General features: G+C 59.4%; 19 protein-coding genes, 4 tRNA genes and 1 riboswitch. Of the genes, 9 read left to right on the top strand and 14 right to left on the bottom strand.

Going from position 1 to position 17,855, the window contains the following annotated elements; genetic code table 11:
• Positions 1-67: 67 nt before the first annotated feature.
• From flgA to H045_RS14675, 4 genes are all read left to right on the top strand, one after another.
• Positions 68-826, top strand: coding sequence for a flagellar basal body P-ring formation chaperone FlgA (gene flgA / locus H045_RS14660; RefSeq protein WP_032870414.1), 759 nt, complete (start codon positions 68-70; stop codon positions 824-826).
• A 141-nt stretch (positions 827-967) separates the two neighbouring features.
• Complete coding sequence (flgM, locus tag H045_RS14665; protein WP_003233506.1) at positions 968-1,294, top strand: flagellar biosynthesis anti-sigma factor FlgM; 327 nt, start codon at positions 968-970, stop codon at positions 1,292-1,294.
• Between the two features lie 48 nt (positions 1,295-1,342).
• Positions 1,343-1,813: a flagella synthesis protein FlgN gene (locus tag H045_RS14670; protein WP_015372772.1), complete on the top strand. Its 471-nt coding sequence runs from the start codon at positions 1,343-1,345 to the stop codon at positions 1,811-1,813.
• 96 nt (positions 1,814-1,909) lie between these two features.
• Entirely contained in the window at positions 1,910-2,659 is a 750-nt protein-coding gene (locus H045_RS14675) for a flagellar brake protein (RefSeq protein ID WP_015372773.1), read from the top strand.
• Between the two features lie 59 nt (positions 2,660-2,718).
• Here H045_RS14675 and H045_RS14680 read toward each other — a convergent pair whose 3' ends face one another.
• Together H045_RS14680 and H045_RS14685 are read right to left on the bottom strand one after the other, a co-directional pair.
• Entirely contained in the window at positions 2,719-4,110 is a 1,392-nt protein-coding gene (locus H045_RS14680) for an MFS transporter (protein ID WP_003233509.1), read from the bottom strand.
• Between the two features lie 284 nt (positions 4,111-4,394).
• Positions 4,395-4,471, bottom strand: a tRNA-Arg gene (locus H045_RS14685).
• 44 nt (positions 4,472-4,515) lie between these two features.
• On the opposite strand from H045_RS14685, the gene H045_RS25100 reads away from it, so the two are divergent.
• From H045_RS25100 to H045_RS14695, 3 genes are read left to right on the top strand one after another with little or no spacing between them, the layout of a single operon-like run.
• Complete coding sequence (locus H045_RS25100) at positions 4,516-4,815, top strand: hypothetical protein (RefSeq protein ID WP_141687578.1); 300 nt, start codon at positions 4,516-4,518, stop codon at positions 4,813-4,815.
• A 2-nt stretch (positions 4,816-4,817) separates the two neighbouring features.
• A complete protein-coding gene (locus H045_RS14690) occupies positions 4,818-5,045 on the top strand; it encodes a hypothetical protein (RefSeq protein WP_015372774.1) in 228 nt (75 codons plus the stop codon).
• Positions 5,046-5,055: 10 nt separating this feature from the next.
• Positions 5,056-5,235, top strand: coding sequence for a PA3371 family protein (locus tag H045_RS14695; RefSeq protein ID WP_003233510.1), 180 nt, complete (start codon positions 5,056-5,058; stop codon positions 5,233-5,235).
• 164 nt (positions 5,236-5,399) lie between these two features.
• Here the strand turns inward: H045_RS14695 and H045_RS25640 are convergent, their stop codons facing one another.
• Positions 5,400-5,528, bottom strand: coding sequence for a hypothetical protein (locus H045_RS25640; protein ID WP_256094233.1), 129 nt, complete (start codon positions 5,526-5,528; stop codon positions 5,400-5,402).
• 110 nt (positions 5,529-5,638) lie between these two features.
• Between H045_RS25640 and H045_RS14700 the strand changes: the two genes are divergently transcribed.
• Positions 5,639-5,965, top strand: a complete 327-nt coding sequence (locus H045_RS14700; protein ID WP_003193592.1) for an Arc family DNA-binding protein — start codon at positions 5,639-5,641, stop codon at positions 5,963-5,965.
• A gap of 122 nt (positions 5,966-6,087) precedes the next feature.
• Here the strand turns inward: H045_RS14700 and mgtE are convergent, their stop codons facing one another.
• The 8 genes from mgtE to ltaE all read right to left on the bottom strand — a co-directional run bounded on the left by mgtE (position 6,088) and on the right by ltaE (position 13,827).
• Positions 6,088-7,530 (bottom strand): magnesium transporter, encoded by a 1,443-nt coding sequence (gene mgtE / locus H045_RS14705; RefSeq protein ID WP_003233511.1) that lies wholly within the window; start codon positions 7,528-7,530, stop codon positions 6,088-6,090.
• A gap of 340 nt (positions 7,531-7,870) precedes the next feature.
• Positions 7,871-7,947 (bottom strand) — tRNA-Arg (locus H045_RS14710).
• Positions 7,948-8,018: 71 nt separating this feature from the next.
• A tRNA-Arg gene (locus H045_RS14715) sits at positions 8,019-8,095 on the bottom strand.
• 108 nt (positions 8,096-8,203) lie between these two features.
• Positions 8,204-8,294: transfer RNA gene (locus tag H045_RS14720), tRNA-Ser, on the bottom strand.
• Between the two features lie 62 nt (positions 8,295-8,356).
• A complete protein-coding gene (gene csrA / locus H045_RS14725) occupies positions 8,357-8,545 on the bottom strand; it encodes a carbon storage regulator CsrA (RefSeq protein ID WP_003233512.1) in 189 nt (62 codons plus the stop codon).
• Positions 8,546-8,719: 174 nt separating this feature from the next.
• Positions 8,720-9,961 carry an aspartate kinase gene (locus tag H045_RS14730; protein ID WP_003233513.1) on the bottom strand — a complete coding sequence of 414 codons (1,242 nt, stop codon included), beginning with the start codon at positions 9,959-9,961 and terminating at the stop codon, positions 8,720-8,722.
• A 95-nt stretch (positions 9,962-10,056) separates the two neighbouring features.
• Positions 10,057-12,675: an alanine--tRNA ligase gene (gene alaS, locus H045_RS14735; RefSeq protein ID WP_003233514.1), complete on the bottom strand. Its 2,619-nt coding sequence runs from the start codon at positions 12,673-12,675 to the stop codon at positions 10,057-10,059.
• Positions 12,676-12,822: 147 nt separating this feature from the next.
• Complete coding sequence (gene ltaE, locus H045_RS14740; protein ID WP_003233515.1) at positions 12,823-13,827, bottom strand: low-specificity L-threonine aldolase; 1,005 nt, start codon at positions 13,825-13,827, stop codon at positions 12,823-12,825.
• 184 nt (positions 13,828-14,011) lie between these two features.
• Positions 14,012-14,181, top strand: a riboswitch (FMN riboswitch).
• 114 nt (positions 14,182-14,295) lie between these two features.
• On the opposite strand from ltaE, the gene H045_RS14745 reads away from it, so the two are divergent.
• Positions 14,296-14,805, top strand: a complete 510-nt coding sequence (locus H045_RS14745) for a 6,7-dimethyl-8-ribityllumazine synthase (RefSeq protein ID WP_003233516.1) — start codon at positions 14,296-14,298, stop codon at positions 14,803-14,805.
• A 309-nt stretch (positions 14,806-15,114) separates the two neighbouring features.
• On the opposite strand, the gene astE is transcribed toward H045_RS14745, so the two are convergent.
• The 3 genes from astE to astB are packed head-to-tail and all read right to left on the bottom strand — an operon-like array spanning position 15,115 to position 17,791.
• Complete coding sequence (gene astE, locus H045_RS14750; protein ID WP_015372775.1) at positions 15,115-16,119, bottom strand: succinylglutamate desuccinylase; 1,005 nt, start codon at positions 16,117-16,119, stop codon at positions 15,115-15,117.
• Between the two features lie 11 nt (positions 16,120-16,130).
• A complete protein-coding gene (locus H045_RS14755) occupies positions 16,131-16,418 on the bottom strand; it encodes a hypothetical protein (RefSeq protein ID WP_003175651.1) in 288 nt (95 codons plus the stop codon).
• A gap of 26 nt (positions 16,419-16,444) precedes the next feature.
• Positions 16,445-17,791 (bottom strand): N-succinylarginine dihydrolase, encoded by a 1,347-nt coding sequence (gene astB, locus H045_RS14760; protein ID WP_015372776.1) that lies wholly within the window; start codon positions 17,789-17,791, stop codon positions 16,445-16,447.
• Positions 17,792-17,855 lie beyond the last annotated feature (64 nt).

The following is a 17,855-nucleotide window of genomic DNA, read 5'->3' on the forward strand; positions in this document are numbered from 1 at the left end:
GCTAAAACCTTTGGGGGTGCGACGCGCACTCCACTCTAAACGGCACGAGCTTTGCTATTTATTGGTCATGGACCTTAAAACGACAGTTTCCCGACGCCTTCCAACGTACCGCAGATTGCTTTGCGTCACGCTGACATTGCTTGCCTTGGGCTCAGGCGCAGCGGCTCGCGCCGACAACGTCACCCTGCCTGATCTCCTTATCGGCGTCACTCAGGGCTTTCTTGAGTTCACTGTAGAAGATTATCTGGCCAGCACACAGACGCCGGGACGTTATGAGATTGAGGTCAAGCAGCTCGACCCACGTTTGCGCATGCCGATGTGCGACAAGGAATTGACAGCCAGCCTGGAAAGCCCGGCCCAGCCAATCGGGCGCGTGACGGTAAAAGTACGTTGCGAAGGTGCGTCGCCCTGGACCGTGTTCGTGCCGGCCCAGGTCAAATTGTTCCGCGACGTGGTGGTGGTGGCGCGCCCACTCAAGCGCACCGGCATCATCGGTTTCGAGGATGTGGTGCTGCGTGAACGCGACATCAGCCAGATCAGCCAGGGCTATCTGACCTCGGTCGACCAAGCCATCGGGCAGAAACTGACCCGACCAGTGGTTACCGACCAGGTAATAACCCTCGTCCACCTGGAACAGGCCGAGGTCATCCGCAAAGGCGATCAGGTGGTGATTTCCGCCAGCAGTGGCGGGCTGAACGTGAGAATGCCGGGGGAAGCGCTGTCCAACGGCGGTATGAGTGAACAGATTCGGGTGAAGAACCTCAACTCCAACCGCGTGATCAAGGCACGCGTGACGGCCCCTGGCCAAGTGGAGGTGGCTTTATAGAGCACTGGTATAGGACGCCAGGTTTTCCTACACTGTGGGCGAGACTTTCGTGCGCACAGTTTTATTGTCTATCGAGCCTAAAGTTTGTTTGGGTATGGCCGAAAACATGGCAAGCGTCCAAATACCCAGAGGTTTTTTATCATGGTCATCGATTTCAGCCGTTTAAATAACTCCCCGGCATTGCCAGGTACTACGCGCACCAGCGGCACCAAAGAAAGCGCAGAAGCCAAGGCCCAGCCAGCGCCTGCCGCCAAGACGGAACAGGCCAGCGCCAGCCAGAGCGGGGAATCCGTACACTTGAGCAATGAGGCTCAGCAGTTGCAGAAGGTCACTGACTCGCTGCGCGACCAACCGGTTGTCAACAAAGCCCGCGTGGCCGAATTGAAACAGGCGATCGCCGATGGCAGCTACAAAGTCGACAGCAACCGCGTAGCCAGCAAGCTGCTTAATTTCGAAGCCGAGCGCTAGGCACTGGCCTGCGCCGGGCTTTTGGACGCTTAAACCCCAAGGCCTGCCATGCACCACGACGAAACCTTGCTTGAACTGATCATCGATGATCTGGCGCCGACGCAACAATTGCTCGAGCTGCTCAAAGAAGAATCCCTGGCCCTCTACGGTCGGGACATGCCCTTGCTCGAAGAAATACTGGCGCGCAAACAATCGTTGATTGTCCTGCTCGAACAGCACGGCAAGAAGCGCAGCCAGATTCTGACCAGCCTCGGCCTGCCGGCCGACCACGACGGCCTCGCCCAGTTGGCCAGCCATTCCTCGGTTGGCGACCAATTGCTGGCACAGAGTAAAGCGCTCAACCAATTGCTCACCCAGTGCCAGGAAGCCAATTTGCTCAACGGCCAGTCGATCCAGCTGCAGCAAGCTACGACCGCCAATCAGTTGCGTATACTTCATGGCGGTGAGCCACCTGCGCTGTACAACGCTCAGGGTTCTACCTCCCGCCTGGTCAAACCCAGTACCCGCAGCCAAGCCTGAGTTTGGTTTGCAGCGTGGCCTATCCAAGGCGCGCCACATACTGGCAAAATGCCGGTTCTTGCGAGTAGTCGTATTTTGTCTGGAGATGGAAGAACCGTGTTCAACGCCCTTAATGCGGAAGATGCCCCGCAGCCACCCAAGGTGCTCACCACGCCTCTGGAAATCGCCAGCACATTGCGGATGCTGCAAGAAAGCCATGACCCGCTGATCATCACCTTCCACGAACGCACCCAGCGCTTCCAGAGTTACCTGGTGGACGTGGACCGCGACGGCAAGATCCTGATCATGGACGAAATGATCCCGCGCGATGGTGAACGTCACCTTGAGAGCGGCGAACCGTTTCGCATCGAGGGCTTCCACGACGGCGTGCGTGTCGCTTGGGAAAGCAACGGCACCCTCGCCATCAGCGAGAAAGATGGCCACCGTATCTATACCGGCAACATGCCGGATGAGGTGGTTTATCATCAGCGCCGCAATGCCTTCCGCGCCGCGCTGAAGCTGGCTCAACTGGTGAACATTGAGCTGGGTGGCGAAAGGCTCAAATTTCCGGCCAACGGAAAACTGCTCGATATCTCCGCCACTGGCTGCAAACTACGCTTTGAAGGCGATATCTCGGAGCGCCTGCAACTGGGCCAGGTTTACGACCGGTTTATCGCAGCCCTGCCTTTTGGCAACATGACCACCTCCGTCGAATTGCGTCACCTGCATTTCGAGGATCGCATCAATACCACCTTTGCCGGCGTGCGCTTTCATAACATGAGCGGTCTTGTGCAGCGTCAGGTCGAACGCTTCGTATACCAACTGCAACGCGAAGCGCGGCGGTTCGACAAGGACGATGATTTCTGACAGGGCGAATCGCGACAAAAAAACGGGTAGATCCTGACAGGATCTGCCCGTTTTTGCTTTCAGGGGCGCGCCCTGCTGAGGTCATGAGGGTGTTCTTCCGGGTCCATTGGGGTCGCAGCTGCTTCAGCGTCTGGTTCGTCAACCGGTGGCGGCGACTCGGATTCAGGTTCAGGTTCAGCGTCCGGGACCGGTGTCTGCATCTGTTCCTGCACCACTGCTTCATCCACACGCGGATCCAGCGCAGCCACCAGTGGCGAACTGGACATGCTGTCGGGCATCGCCACATGGTGCAACGGCGCATCGTCCACCTGATGCAGGTTAGTCACAGCCTTCGGCCGGATACGCCATACAAGGATCAGGGCACACAGGCTGAAAAACGCATACAGCATGTGGCTGCCAAACATCTTCATTACCACACCGGCCAACAGCGGTCCGATGCTGGCACCCACGCCGTAGGTCACCAGCAGCATGGCTGTCAGCGACACGCGGCGGTCACCTTCGACATGGTCATTGGAAAACGCCACGGCCAGCGGGTACAGACAGAACTGCACCAACGAACAGAAAAAGCCCGCAACGAACAATACTTCCAAAGGCACCCTGGTCATGATCGCCAATGGCAGTGCCGCTACCGCCAGGCACAAGGCGAAACAGCGGATCAGCAACGCGCGGTCATAACGATCCGACAACCAGCCCAACGGCCACTGCACCAACAACCCGGCAAAAATGCATGAGCCCATGAACAGGCCGACCTGTTCAGTGGTCAGCCCCTGCTGGGACGCATACAGCGGCGCCAAACCGTAGAACGAACCGACGATCAACCCGGCCCCCAGCACCGTACTCAGCGACTGCGGCACGCGCTTTATAAAGAAGCGCGGCTCCATCGGCGCCGGGTGCAGGGGCGCCGGGTGAATGCGGCGCGTCATGGCCACCGGTACCAGGCACAAGGCAAAGCACAAAGCCACCAGCATCAGCAGCTCCAACCCGAGCTGGGGATGCATCACCAGGATCAACTGACCCAGCACCAGACCCAGGTAGGAGGCGATCATGTAACCGCTGAATACCAGGCCACGCTGCTTGGCTTCGGCCTGCTCATTGAGCCAGCTCTCGATGACCATGTATTGGCACATCATCCCCAAGCCCACGATGACACGCAGTACGATCCAGGCCGGCAGCCAATTGATCAGACCATGGCCCAGCACGGCCGCACCGACGATGCCGGCACAGGTGGCATAGGCACGAATATGCCCGACGCGGGCGATCAGGCGGTGCCCGATCTTGCCGCCCAGCACTAGGCCGAAATAGTTGGCGGCCATCAAGGCACCCACCCACAGGCTGTCGACATGATCGGCCGCAAGGCGCAGTGCCAGGTAAGTACTGAGCAGGCCTGAGCCGATCAGCATCATTAATGAGGCGAAATAAAGGGCTCGAAAAGATTTCCAGATTTGGCGCATCGGCGTTCCGAGCGGCTCCTTGCAGTGGGGGTCAGGGCTAGCGGAATGATAGTCCCGTGTCGCCGAATCCGGACAGGCGATACGCGCTGTTTGCGGAGATTAATTTGTTCAAAATGATTAACTACAGCTCAGACGCCGCGCGAGCGCATGGAAGGTACACCTTCAAGAGAAATACAGGATGCCCCTGCTGTGAACCCGGATCAGTAGCAAGGTTCGACTGGATCCGCGCCAAACGCGCACAAAAAAGCCCCGGCAGCCAAATGAGCTGTGCGGGGCTCTGAATCTGGTGTCCCAGGGCCGGTTCGAACGGCCAACCTTCCCCTTAGGAGGGGGATGCTCTATCCAATTGAGCTACTGGGACAAATGACAGTCGCCCGGCCAAAGGCATGGCGACGGACGGCGAGCATGTTAACGGCCAAGGTCGGTTTTGTCATGTCGTCCGTTGGCTTTTTGCGTGTAGGCGATTCCTCGGCCGGCAGACGGCTACTTCGACCAGTAAAACCGGACATGCGCGGTATCGTGCAAAATGCACTCCCCCAAAATGCCAGCATTGCAAATTGCAATCAAAAGGCTCCGCAAAACAAGCTCAAGCTATTGATTTTATTGAAAATAAACATTGGCACGGCATCTGCAATATCTTCTCTAAGAAAAGTCCTACACGGACACCCCATCACCAACTGGCAGAGCAACCGGCGGAGAACATGACCATGAACAGTGCCCTTCTGTTAGCCCTCAATACCGTGGCACTCGCCGCTTTGGTGATGTTTCATTTTCAGTCGGGTACAAGTGATGATGTTGCGCAGCTTCGCCAGCCCGTTCCACACCACCTGCAACAGCGTCCACAGCTGGCAGTGATGACCGCAAATGCGCAAACGCCTCTGCGTGTCACACAGGATGCGCAGTCAGCGCCCGCATCTGAACACTGGATTTTCTAAGGAAGCTTTCATGTCCAAGTCTTCTTGGCTGTTTCTCTGCCTGACTCTGATCAGCACAGCTTTTGGCCTGCAAGCTTCTGCGCAGGAAGGACGAATTACAGCCTATGTCGCCAGCGCGGTGTTTGCTCTACTGCTGGTTATTACGCTCATCGTGGGCCGCCGTATCAAGTTCGATCCCGTACTGCGCTAAAGCCCGCCGCAACCCTCCTCCCCGCCTCACCTACCTTACGTCGTATAGACCTAGCAAATTGGCAGATTGCCACTAGTCTTAAAGCTAGGGGCAAAGGGCCATCTTGCTTTACGATGTGCGCCCTCCAGGCATTCGCGACCTCGATTTGCCTGGTGTACGGCCTTTTAAGCGCCCCCAGGTAAAAAATATTCAAACCAGTCCGCAAAAATGCAAATCAGTGCTGGCATAAAGCCTTTAGGCGGTTCAATATTTGTCACAGAATTGACGCCAAGGAAATGTCGAATCTCAGGCATGATGCGACCTCTTTGCAATTCGGGTTGAACTTTGGTCGTGAGTCTTGTCTTAACACTCATCCTTGCGGCCAATTCCAAAAACCGCTCCCCTGAACTAACCGGTTAAATATATGCGCCCATTGAAACAGGCAATTTATTCCAGCCGTACGGCTGACAAATTCGTCGTACGTCTGCCAGACGGTATGCGGGAACGCATTGCCGAGGTGGCTCGCAATCATCACCGCAGCATGAACTCTGAAATCATCGCGCGCCTGGAGCAGAGCCTTATTCAGGAAGGCGCGTTGGGCGAAGAGCTGAGCATGCGCCTGGACAGTCCGGAGCTTTCACTTCACGAACGCGAACTGCTGCAGCGTTTTCGGCAGCTCTCCCACCGTCAGCAAAATGCCCTCGTTTCGCTTATCGCGCACGACGTTGAGGCGGCCGCAGAAGCCAATTGATTTGCGCTTGAAAGCCGAAGCCAGCTGAATGCTGGCTTTTTTTTGCGCGAAATTTGATCGAGCAACAGGTGGGATTTTTGGTGAATGGCTTGTGCGGGAGGGGCTGCCCCCTCCCACAAAGGTCAAAGCAGGAAGATCGTCGCCAAGCCCAGGAAGATAAAAAAGCCGCCACTGTCCGTCATCGCGGTAATCATGACGCTGGCTCCCATTGCGGGGTCGCGCCCAAGGCGTGCAAGGGTCATGGGAATCAACACACCCATAAACGCAGCCAACAGCAGGTTGAGCGTCATGGCGGCAGTCATCACCACACCCAGCGACCAACTGCCATACAGCAAGTAGGCCACCACGCCGATCACCCCACCCCACACCAGACCATTGATAAGCCCGACGGCCAGCTCCTTGCGCAGCAAGCGGGAAGAATTGGCGGTGCTCACCTGATCCAGCGCCATCGCGCGCACGATCATGGTGATGGTCTGGTTACCGGAGTTGCCGCCTATGCCCGCCACAATCGGCATCAACGCCGCCAGTGCCACGAGTTTTTCGATGGAGCCTTCAAACAGCCCGATCACGCGGGAGGCGATAAACGCGGTGATCAGGTTAACCGCCAGCCACGCCCAGCGGTTATGCAGCGAGCGCCAGACCGAGGCAAAAATATCTTCCTCTTCACGCAAACCCGCCATGTTGAGGACTTCGGTTTCACTTTCTTCACGAATCAGATCGACAATTTCGTCGATGGTCAAACGGCCGATCAGCTTGCCGTTCTTGTCGACCACCGGCGCCGAGATCAAGTCATAACGCTCAAAGGCCTGGGCCGCGTCATACGCGTCCTCATCCGGGTGAAAGCTCACGGTATCGCTGGCCATCAAGTCCGCGACTTTCTTTTCCGGATCGTTCACCAGCAGGCGCTTGATTGGCAGCACGCCCTTGAGGATGCCTTCGTAGTCGACCACGAACAGCTTGTCGGTATGGCCTGGCAGTTCTTTGAGGCGGCGCAGGTAGCGCAAGACCACTTCGAGGCTGACGTCTTCGCGGATGGTGACCATCTCGAAGTCCATCAAGGCGCCGACCTGGTCCTCGTCGTACGACAGCGCAGAACGCACGCGCTCACGCTGCTGAGTGTCCAGCGCCTCCATCAGCTCGTGGACAACATCGCGCGGCAACTCGGGCGCAAGGTCAGCCAGTTCGTCGGCATCCATTTCCTTGGCGGCGGCCAGCAGCTCGTGATCGTCCATGTCGGCGATCAGGGTCTCACGTACCGAGTCGGATACTTCGAGCAGGATGTCGCCGTCGCGGTCAGCCTTGACCAACTGCCACAGGGTCAGTCGATCATCCAACGGCAAGGCTTCAAGGATATAGGCGACGTCGGCGGAGTGCAGATCGTCGAGCTTGCGCTGCAGCTCGACGAGGTTTTGCCGGTGGACCAGGTTTTCAACGCGGTCGTGATTCGGGCCTTCCTGGCGATGCGTAAGGTCTTCGACCACGCGCTGGCGCTGCAGCAGCTCAATGACTTGAGCCAGGCGATCCTGCAGGCTGTCTTGTGTTTTCTTAACTTCTACTTCGGTCATAGGCGAACTCCACTCCCAGCAGCGGGGCACGCCGGAAGGATCAATCAGTCAATTCATGATTGGTAAAACGGGGTACTGAGTTACTACTGGGTAAGTCCATGGAGGTATTCCACAAGCCCCGGCGGGGCTGACGGGCGCAATGATACACCGCTCGGCGGCTTTTAATCTTAAAAAACTGGAGAGAACAAGTGCTTGCGAGACAAAGTTGAGCCTGAGCCACACCTGGGAACTGCGACGCCGCAACCAGGCCATAAAACACATCGGGGCGATGGATCAGAGGAAAATCCTACACAAACTCCAGACGGCAAAAAGCCCGCACTTGGCGGGCTTTTTGTTTGTATGGTGCACTCGACAGGATTCGAACCTGTGACCGCTCGGTTCGTAGCCGAGTACTCTATCCAGCTGAGCTACGAGTGCAGATTGTGTTTTTAGACCAGATCACAACTGGTTGAAGCCGAGCAACTGCATTGCTGCAACTGTCTCTTAAATGGTGCACTCGACAGGATTCGAACCTGTGACCGCTCGGTTCGTAGCCGAGTACTCTATCCAGCTGAGCTACGAGTGCATTTGTTGCCGCGCATTATAGGCCGTTCAATCTCTATGTAAAGCGATTTTTTCGAGTAATTTCAACAACTTACCGATAAATCCAGACTGCAACGTACTAAGCAAATAATGGCGGAGAACGGGGGATTCGAACCCCCGACACCCTTTTGAGGTGTACTCCCTTAGCAGGGGAGCGCCTTCGGCCACTCGGCCAGCTCTCCGCAACACGGGGCGTATATTAACCACGTTCATCCCCGTTTGCAAACTTAAAAAGCGATAAAAATTAAAGGCTTGGTTCTTCGTCCTTCTCTTTCTTGATCCGCAGGAAAATTTCCTCGCGGTGGACCGCCACTTCTTTCGGAGCGTTAACCCCGATACGCACTTGATTGCCTTTGACGCCAAGCACCGTCACGGTGATTTCGCCATCACCGATAATCAGGCTTTCTGCGCAACGACGAGTCAGAATCAGCATACCTTTCACCTCACGCATTTCATTTCAGGAACAACAGTCTGCAAAAAACAAGGTTGTCGACCTGCACCCCGAAGGCCGCAGCCCTACCACCTGAGTATTGTCGAGCCCACGCAAAAGACCACGCCTCCCACAAAAAATGAAGGGCGCGGTAAACCGCGCCCTTCCGGCACTGTCTTACTCGCCCTGTCGGGCCGGTGCATCGAGCTCGAAAGCGGTATGCAACGCGCGCACCGCAAGCTCCAGGTACTTCTCTTCAATCACCACCGACACCTTGATTTCCGAGGTGGAAATCATCTGGATGTTGATGCTTTCCTTGGCCAGGGCCTCGAACATGCGGCTGGCAACACCGGCATGGGAGCGCATGCCCACACCCACGATCGACACCTTGGCAATCTTGGTATCGCCGACCACTTCACGGGCGCCAATTTCGCTCGCGGTGTTCTGCAGGATACGTTCGGCCGCATCGTACTCGTTGCGGTGCACGGTGAAGGTGAAATCGGTGGTGTTATCGTGCGAAACGTTCTGCACGATCATATCGACTTCAATATTCGCGCCACTGATCGGGCCGAGGATCTTGAACGCCACGCCCGGAGTATCCGGCACGCCACGGATCGTCAGCTTGGCTTCATCGCGGTTGAAAGCGATGCCGGAAATGATCGGCTGTTCCATGGATTCCTCTTCATCAATAGTAATGAGGGTGCCCGGACCCTCCTTGAAGCTGTGCAATACGCGCAGCGGAACGTTGTACTTGCCGGCGAACTCCACCGCGCGAATCTGCAGCACCTTGGAGCCGAGGCTGGCCATCTCCAGCATCTCTTCAAAGGTGATCTTGTCCAGGCGCTGAGCCACGGACACGACACGCGGGTCGGTGGTGTAGACACCATCCACATCGGTGTAGATCTGGCATTCATCCGCCTTGAGAGCCGCCGCCAGCGCAACGCCCGTGGTATCCGAACCGCCACGTCCGAGGGTGGTGATGTTGCCGTGCTCATCCACGCCCTGGAACCCTGCTACAACTACCACGCGACCGGCTTTCAGATCAGTACGAATTTTCTGATCATCAATCTGCAGGATTCGCGCCTTGGTATGCGCGCTGTCAGTCAGGATGCGCACCTGGCTACCGGTGTAGGACACCGCCGGCACGCCGCGCCTGTTCAGCGCCATCGCCAGCAAGCCGATGGTCACCTGCTCGCCCGTGGACACGATCACATCCAGCTCGCGCGGCAACGGTTGCTGGTCGCCACTGATGGCCTTGGCCAGTTCGATCAGGCGATTGGTTTCACCGCTCATGGCCGACAGCACCACCACCAGGTCATCGCCGGCGTCGCGGAACTTCTTAACCTTGTCGGCGACCTGCTCGATTCTTTCGACAGAGCCGACCGACGTGCCTCCAAATTTCTGTACGATCAAAGCCATTTCTAAGCCGCCTCAGCCCGTAAAGGGGCGCCTGATTTCCAATTCAACCAGCGCTCAACCGCCCGCGACCGAGTCGCGGGATGTTTAAGAGCGCCTTAAATAGCCGCTTCGACAAATGGCACGGTCAGGGCCAGGGCCGCATCCAGGGCACCGGCGTCCACACCACCGCCTTGCGCCATGTCCGGGCGACCACCGCCCTTCCCGCCCACTGCCGCAGCGGCCTGTTTCATCAAATCACCGGCTTTGAGTTGGCCAGTCAGGTCCTTGGTTACACCGGCAACCAGCACGACCTTATCCTCATGCACCCCGCCGAGCAGGATCACTGCGCGGCCGAGCTTGTTCTTCAACTGATCGACCAGGGCCAGCAACGCCTTGCCGTCCTGACCGTCCAGACGTGCCGCCAGCACTTTCACATCCTTGACGTCTACCGCAGCGGCCGACAGATCGTCGCCCGCTGCACTGGCCGCCTTGGCCTGCAACTGCTCCAACTGCTTCTCCAGCGCACGGTTGCGCTCGAGCACGGCGGACAGCTTGTCGATCAGATTGTCGCGGCTGCCCTTGACCAGGCTGGCCGCTTCCTTGAGTTGTTCTTCGGCCGCATTGAGGTAGGCCAGGGCCGCAGCACCGGTGACCGCCTCAATACGCCGCACGCCGGAAGCCACACCGCCTTCGCTGACGATTTTCAGCAGAGCGATGTCGCCGGTGCGGTTGGCGTGGATACCGCCACACAGCTCCACCGAAAAGGCGCCGCCCATGCTCAGCACGCGCACGCTGTCGCCATACTTCTCGCCGAACAGCGCCATCGCGCCCTTGGCCTTGGCGGTGTCGATATCGGTCTCTTCGGTCTCGACCGGAGTGTTGCGGCGAATCTCGGCGTTGACGATATCTTCAAGGGCCTTGATCTGCGCAGGCTTGATCGCTTCAAAGTGGCTGAAGTCGAAGCGCAGGCGCTGGCTGTCCACCAACGAACCTTTTTGCTGGACATGCTCGCCCAGCACCTGACGCAAGGCCGCGTGCAACAAGTGGGTAGCCGAGTGGTTCAGCGCGGTGGCATGGCGCACGTCCGCATCCACCTGAGTGTCGACCGGCGCGCCGACCGTCAGGTTGCCCAGCACCAGCACACCGTGATGCAGAAACGCACCGCCGGTCTTGGTGGTGTCACGCACGTCAAAACGCCCGGACGTGGAGCTGAGGAAACCACAGTCACCAATCTGGCCACCGGACTCAGCGTAGAACGGCGTCTGGTCGAGCACCACGACCGCCTCTTCGCCTTCGCTCAACACGTCGACCGACTTGCCGTCCTTGTAAATCGCAACAATTTTGGCGGCGCCAGCGGTCGCCTTGTAACCGACGAACTCGGTCGGCACATCGACCTTGACCAGCGTGTTGTAGTCCAGGCCGAAAGAGCTGGCGGACCGGGCGCGCACGCGCTGGGCCTCCATCTCACGCTCAAAGCCGGCTTCATCGATGGTCAGCTCGCGCTCACGGGCGATGTCGGCGGTCAGGTCCATCGGGAAGCCATAGGTGTCGTACAGCTTGAACACCACGTCGCCCGGCACGACCGTGCCTTTAAGCTCAGCCAGGTCCTGTTCGAGAATTTTCAGACCGTGTTCCAGGGTCTTGGAGAACTGCTCCTCCTCGGCCTTGAGCACGCGCTCGATGTTGGCCTGCTGCTGCTTGAGTTCCGGGAATGCCTCGCCCATCTCGGCCACCAGCGCGGCAACGATCTTGTAGAAGAAGCTGCCGGTCGCGCCCAGCTTGTTACCGTGGCGGCAGGCGCGACGGATGATGCGGCGCAGCACGTAGCCGCGGCCTTCGTTGGACGGCAGCACGCCGTCGGCGATCAGGAAGCCGCAGGAACGGATGTGGTCGGACACCACCTTGAGCGAAGACTGGCTTTCGTTGGCGCAACCAATGGCCGCCGCCGAGGCGCTCAGCAGATTGGTGAACAGGTCGATTTCATAGTTGGAGTGAACGTGCTGCATCACCGCACTGATCCGCTCCAGGCCCATGCCGGTGTCCACCGACGGTGCCGGCAGCGGATGCAACACGCCATCGGCGGTGCGGTTGAACTGCATGAACACGTTGTTCCAGATTTCGATGTAGCGGTCGCCGTCTTCTTCCGGCGAGCCCGGCGGGCCGCCCCAGATGTCGGCGCCGTGATCGTAGAAAATTTCGGTGCAAGGGCCGCACGGGCCGGTGTCGCCCATGGTCCAGAAGTTATCGGACGCGTAAGGCGCGCCCTTGTTGTCGCCGATGCGAATCATGCGCTCGGCGGGCACGCCGATCTGTTGGGTCCAGATGTCATAGGCTTCGTCGTCTGTCGCATAGACGGTGACCCACAGTTTTTCCTTGGGCAGCTTCAACACGCCAGTGAGGAAGGTCCAGGCGAAGGTGATCGCATCTTTCTTGAAATAGTCGCCGAAGCTGAAGTTGCCCAGCATTTCGAAGAAGGTGTGGTGACGAGCGGTATAGCCGACGTTTTCCAGGTCGCTGTTCTTGCCGCCGGCACGCACGCACTTCTGGCTGCTGGTGGCGCGGGTGTAGGCACGTTTTTCCTGGCCCAGGAAGCAGTCCTTGAACTGGTTCATCCCCGCGTTGGTGAACAGCAGGGTCGGATCGTTGCCGGGGATCAAGGAGCTGGAGGAGACACGGGTGTGACCTTGCTCTTCGAAGAAGCGAAGGAAGGCTTCACGGATTTCTGCGCTTTTCATTAGGTTCTTCCACGGAGGCTGCGGCCAAAGGCCAGTGCGCAACATCATCAGACGGAGCGACGGCAAAGGGCCGCATTATATCGGCCCTTTGCCGGTGGTACAGCGTGTTTATACGATAGAAACGTTCAATTAGACGGCCTGCACCTGTCATTTGCGCGAAAACTCGACAAATGCCTGCACCACCTGTTCGAGTTGCGCGCGGTTCACATCCATGTGAGTGACCATCCGCAGGCGTGGCGCCGTGCTCAAGGCGATCCCCCGTTCGCCGGCAAAGTCCTTGAACGCCTGATGCCGGTCACCCATTTGCACGTAGACCATGTTGGTCTGCACCGGCTCCACGGGGTAGCCGGCCTCGCGCAGCGCCTCGCCCAGCCACTGGGCGTTGGCGTGGTCGTCGGCCAGGCGCTGCACCTGGTGATCCAACGCATACAGCCCCGCCGCCGCCAGCGACCCCGCTTGGCGCATGCCGCCGCCGACCATCTTGCGCAGGCGTCGCGCCTTGGCGATCAACGCCGTAGAGCCACACAGCACAGAGCCCACCGGCGCGCCCAGGCCCTTGGACAGGCACACCGACACAGAATCGAAATGCCGGGCAATTTCCCGCGCCTCCACGCCCAGCTTGACTGCCGCGTTATAGAGCCGCGCGCCGTCCAGATGCAGTGCCAGGCCATGTTCGTGGGTAAACGCGCGGGCGCGGGCCAGGTAATCCAGCGAAAGGACCTTGCCCTGCATGGTGTTTTCCAACGCCAGCAGGCGGGTGGGCGCGAAGTGAAAGTCGTCGGGCTTGATCGCTTCCCTCACCTGATCCAGGTCCAGCGAACCGTCGGCCTGCGCCTCCAGCGGCTGAGGCTGGATCGAGCCAAGCACCGCCGCACCGCCGCCTTCGTATTTGTAGGTGTGCGCCTGCTGGCCGACGATGTACTCCTCGCCGCGCCCGCAGTGGGCCATCAACCCCAGCAGGTTGCTCATGGTGCCGGTGGGCACGAACAACGCGGCGGCAAACCCCAGGCGCCTGGCCAGCTCGGCCTCCAGGCGGTTGACGCTGGGGTCTTCGCCGTAGACGTCATCGCCGGTGGCGGCAGTGGCCATGGCATCGAGCATACCGGGCGTGGGTTGGGTCACGGTGTCGCTGCGCAAGTCTATGACGGTCATCAAGCAGGCCTCTGACGATGGGGGGGCGTAGTGACGATTACTGCGGGCAACGCCGCGTAATATCAAGTCCTGTGTGGTTTGAATCGAATACCCATCAAACAAACCGATCTAGGTGATCAACACGGCAACCGTGCAGTTTTGCAAAAACCATGTTAAAAACCCTTCGCCGTCAGGGTTCTGGCGGCAACGTTCTCAGGGCGGGGTGTAATTCCCCACCGGCGGTAATTGCACGCAATGTGCATAGCCCGCGAGCGCTTGGCGCCTCGAACTGCTCAAGCAGGACGGCGACAAGGTCAGCAGACCCGGTGTGATCCCGGGGCCGACGGTCATAGTCCGGATGAAGAGAGAACGGGATTGGCACCCAAGCGCCGCGCGTCGACCTCATGCCTGCATGACGCCGCTGTGCGTACCCTTGAAATCCCATTCGATTCATAACGCCCTGTTTTTTTCTTAAACAGGAGTCAGAACATGCAACCCACCGCTATCGACAGCAAAAGCAAAAACCATCACGGCGAGCGCGTCGCGTTTATCCAGGCCTGCTGGCACAAGGATATTGTCGACCAATCCCGCAAAGGCTTCCTCGCCGAAATGATCGCCCAGGGCTATCAGGAATCGGACATCGATTTCTTCGAAGTCGGCGGCGCCTTTGAAATGCCCCTGCACGCCAAGCTGCTGGCCAAGACCGGCCGCTACGCCGGCATCGTCGCCGCCGCGCTGGTGGTGGACGGCGGCATTTACCGTCACGAATTCGTCGCCCAATCGGTGGTCAGCGGCCTGATGCAGGTGCAGCTGGAAACCGAAGTGCCGGTGTTCTCGGTGTCCCTCACGCCGCACCACTTCCACGCCGGCAGCGAGCACCACACGTTCTTCTACGAGCACTTCGTGCACAAGGGCCAGGAAGCCGCGCGCACCTGCGCCGACACGCTGCACAAGGTGCGTGCGATCCGTCGTAGCGAACCGCGCGCGGTAGCGGTCTAAGCAACACTGCACGATCAACAGGGGGGGCAGACTTGGCGCTGCCCTGCAGCAAACCGGAGCCTCTGTGGCGAGCGGGCTTGCCCCGCGTTGGGGTGCGAAGCGCCCCCAATCCAGCAACACGCGGTGTACCTGATACGGCTCAGCGCCTGGTTTTGGGGCTGCTGCGCAGCCCAACGCAGGACAAGCCTGCTCGCCACAGGGGATTTACGCTTACCTGAACGGCATTAGGCTTACCACAGGGAATATGCGCTTAACTGAACGACCTTGAGGCAAGCACCCTCCCACAGTTGATTGGGGTTGACCGTCAGCTCAGACCAGGCCGGCATCCGTAGTCGGCACGATCAGGATCCCGGCGCGCAAACCATTCTTCACCTTCGGATTGGGAAAGATAATGCGCGCCCCCTCCTCCTCGATCACCCAGCGGGTCTTGGCCACGTCTTCGGCCAGCAGGTAGCCCTTCTCCAACTGCGAAAAGTTTTCCACGTCTGCCGGCAGATGCATCAGGAAGGCGTCGCTGTGCTTGATGACTTCACGAGCGACCGAGAAGAGTTGCAGGCCATCCAGGGTCTCGCTCGCAGGCTCCGTGCCCTCGATGATCTGCGTCAGGCGCGTCTCCAGGCGTGATACATCCACCCCCTGGTTGTGCCCGAACGGCCGCGCCTTGCCCAATTCCAGGGTAAACGCCTCGGCATCGAGCTGCTCATAGGTGAACGCGGTAAAGGTGATCGAGGCTTTATTCTGCAACAGCACCGCTTGCATGCCGGCGGCGCTCAAGCGCGCCAGCTCATGACGCGAATGCGCGCGGCCTTCCTTCCACGGGTACAGGGCGAACTGCTCGATCTTCGAACCGCGAATGGCGGTGTGCAGGTCGTAATGCAGGCGCCAGCGGCCCGGCGGGCTGAAAAAGCTGCGGGCCAGTTGCTCGAGCTCGGCGGCGCGGATGGCCTCCGGGCCGATGTTTTGTTCATGCCGGCCATTGAACAGCCGGTTGACGTCCAGTTCCAGGTAACGCTCGCCGCGACGCATGGCCTCGGGGTTACCGAACAGAAAAAGAATACGGTTACGCGCTTTGATCTCGCCCCGGGCGATGCCATGCAACAGGCGGTCGAGCAGTTCGATCGGCGCGGTTTCGTTGCCATGGATGCCGGACGACAGCAGCAGGTCGCCGCCAGCGTCCAGGGCCTGCGGCGGGCGCACTTCGAGCGCGCCCTCGCTGAGCCAGCGCATCTGCACGCCGTCGACAGTCAGTTGAATTTTTTGCGCCGGTTCACGACCGGCGAGGGTCAGTTCAAGCAGTTTGCCGAGGGCGAGCATACGCAGCTTCCTTAGTGGTTGCAGCCTGGGCCGTGGACGTGATCGTCGTCATCGCCTTCGACGTCGGCCGGTTCCATTTCCAGCTGCAGGCTCATCAGGTTGGTGGCCAGCGGGCGCATCAGCAGGTTGGCGTACTCGGCGTCGCCCTCTTCCACGTCCACACCGATCAGCAACTGGCCACGGCCATCGTGCTGGATCCAGATCTCCTTGCCCTGCCAGACCACGGCAACGCGTGTGCAGGAGGTTTCCAGCTGGGTGCCGTCGGTGTCTTCGAGGATCAGTTTCAGGGTGTCGGTCATAAATAAAATATCTCAGCCGTCAGGCATTAATTGATCTGGAACGGATAAACCGAGCCCAGTTTAAGGATTTGCGTCAGTTCATCCAGTGCCGTCCGGCACTCAAGCAGCAATTGCGGGTCGGCCAGGTCGCTTTCGCGCAGGCTGTCGCGGTAGTGCCTGCCCACCCATTGGGCGAGCGTCTCATACAGCGGCGCAGTCAGGATAACGCCCGGGTTCACCGCCGCCAGTTCAGTCTCGTTCAACGCCACGCGCAAGCGCAGGCATGCTGGGCCACCGCCGTTCTGCATGCTTTGCTTGAGGTCGAACACCTTGACTTCGCGGATCACTCCACCGGAAGTGGTGAGCGTTTGCAGGTAGCGCCACACACGCTCGTTGGCCCGGCATTCCTGCGGCACGATCAGCAGCATGGAGCCGTCCGGTCGGGTCAGCAATTGGCTGTTGAACAGGTAGGAACGCACCGCGTCCTCGACGCTCACCTCGGCACGCGGCACACACACCGGCTGGAAATTGCCGCCCTGCCTGGCCAGCTTGCCGTGCAGTTCGGCGAGCATCTGCTCAGTGTTGAGGAACGCATCCTCGTGATAGAACAGCACCTCGCCATTGCCCACCGCGATCACATCGTTGTGGAACACACCGGCATCGATCACCGCCGGGTTCTGCTGAGCGAATACCACGCCGTCATCCGCCAGGCCGTGCAGGCGCGCGACGGCCTGGGACGCTTCCAGCGTCTGGCGCGCCGGATACTTCTGCGGCGCCGGGTAGCGCGGGTCGAAGGCGCTGCGGCCGAACACGAAAAACTCCACGCCGGCCTCGCCATAGCTGCGGCAAAAACGCGTGTGGTTGGCCGCGCCCTCATCGCCGAACTGCGCCACCGCCGGCAAGGCGGCGTGGTGGGCGAAGCGTTGCGCGTCGGCGAACATCGCCCCCAGCACGCGGCTGGTGGTGGGGTGTTCGATGCTGCGGTGGTATTTGCAATTGAGGTTGGCGGCGGTGAAGTGCACGCGACCGTCCGCCGTGTCGGCACTCGGGCTGACGGTGGCGGCATTGGCCACCCACATGCTCGAAGCGGAGCAACTGGCAACCAGCAACGGCATGGCCTGTTTGGCGGCCTGCTCGATGACCTGGGCGTCGCTGCCGCTGAAACCGAGGCTGCGCAAGGCGGCCACGTCGGGGCGCTCCTGGGGCGCAAGCACGCCTTGCACAAAGCCCATGTCCATCAACGCCTTCATTTTCTGCAGGCCCTGCAACGCCGCTTCCCTGGGGTTGGAATGCTGCTGGCTGTTGCTCTGGGACGCGACGTTGCCGAAGGACAAGCCGCCGTAGTTATGGGTCGGCCCCACTAGACCGTCAAAATTGACTTCACAGGATTTCATCGGCGAGGCTCCACGAACATCTGTTTTTATAGGCTTCAAAAGTCTTCAGCACACCCCACAAGGG

Origin of the sequence: Pseudomonas poae RE*1-1-14, assembly GCF_000336465.1 — a bacterium.
GTDB classification, from domain to species: Bacteria; Pseudomonadota; Gammaproteobacteria; order Pseudomonadales; family Pseudomonadaceae; genus Aquipseudomonas; species Aquipseudomonas poae.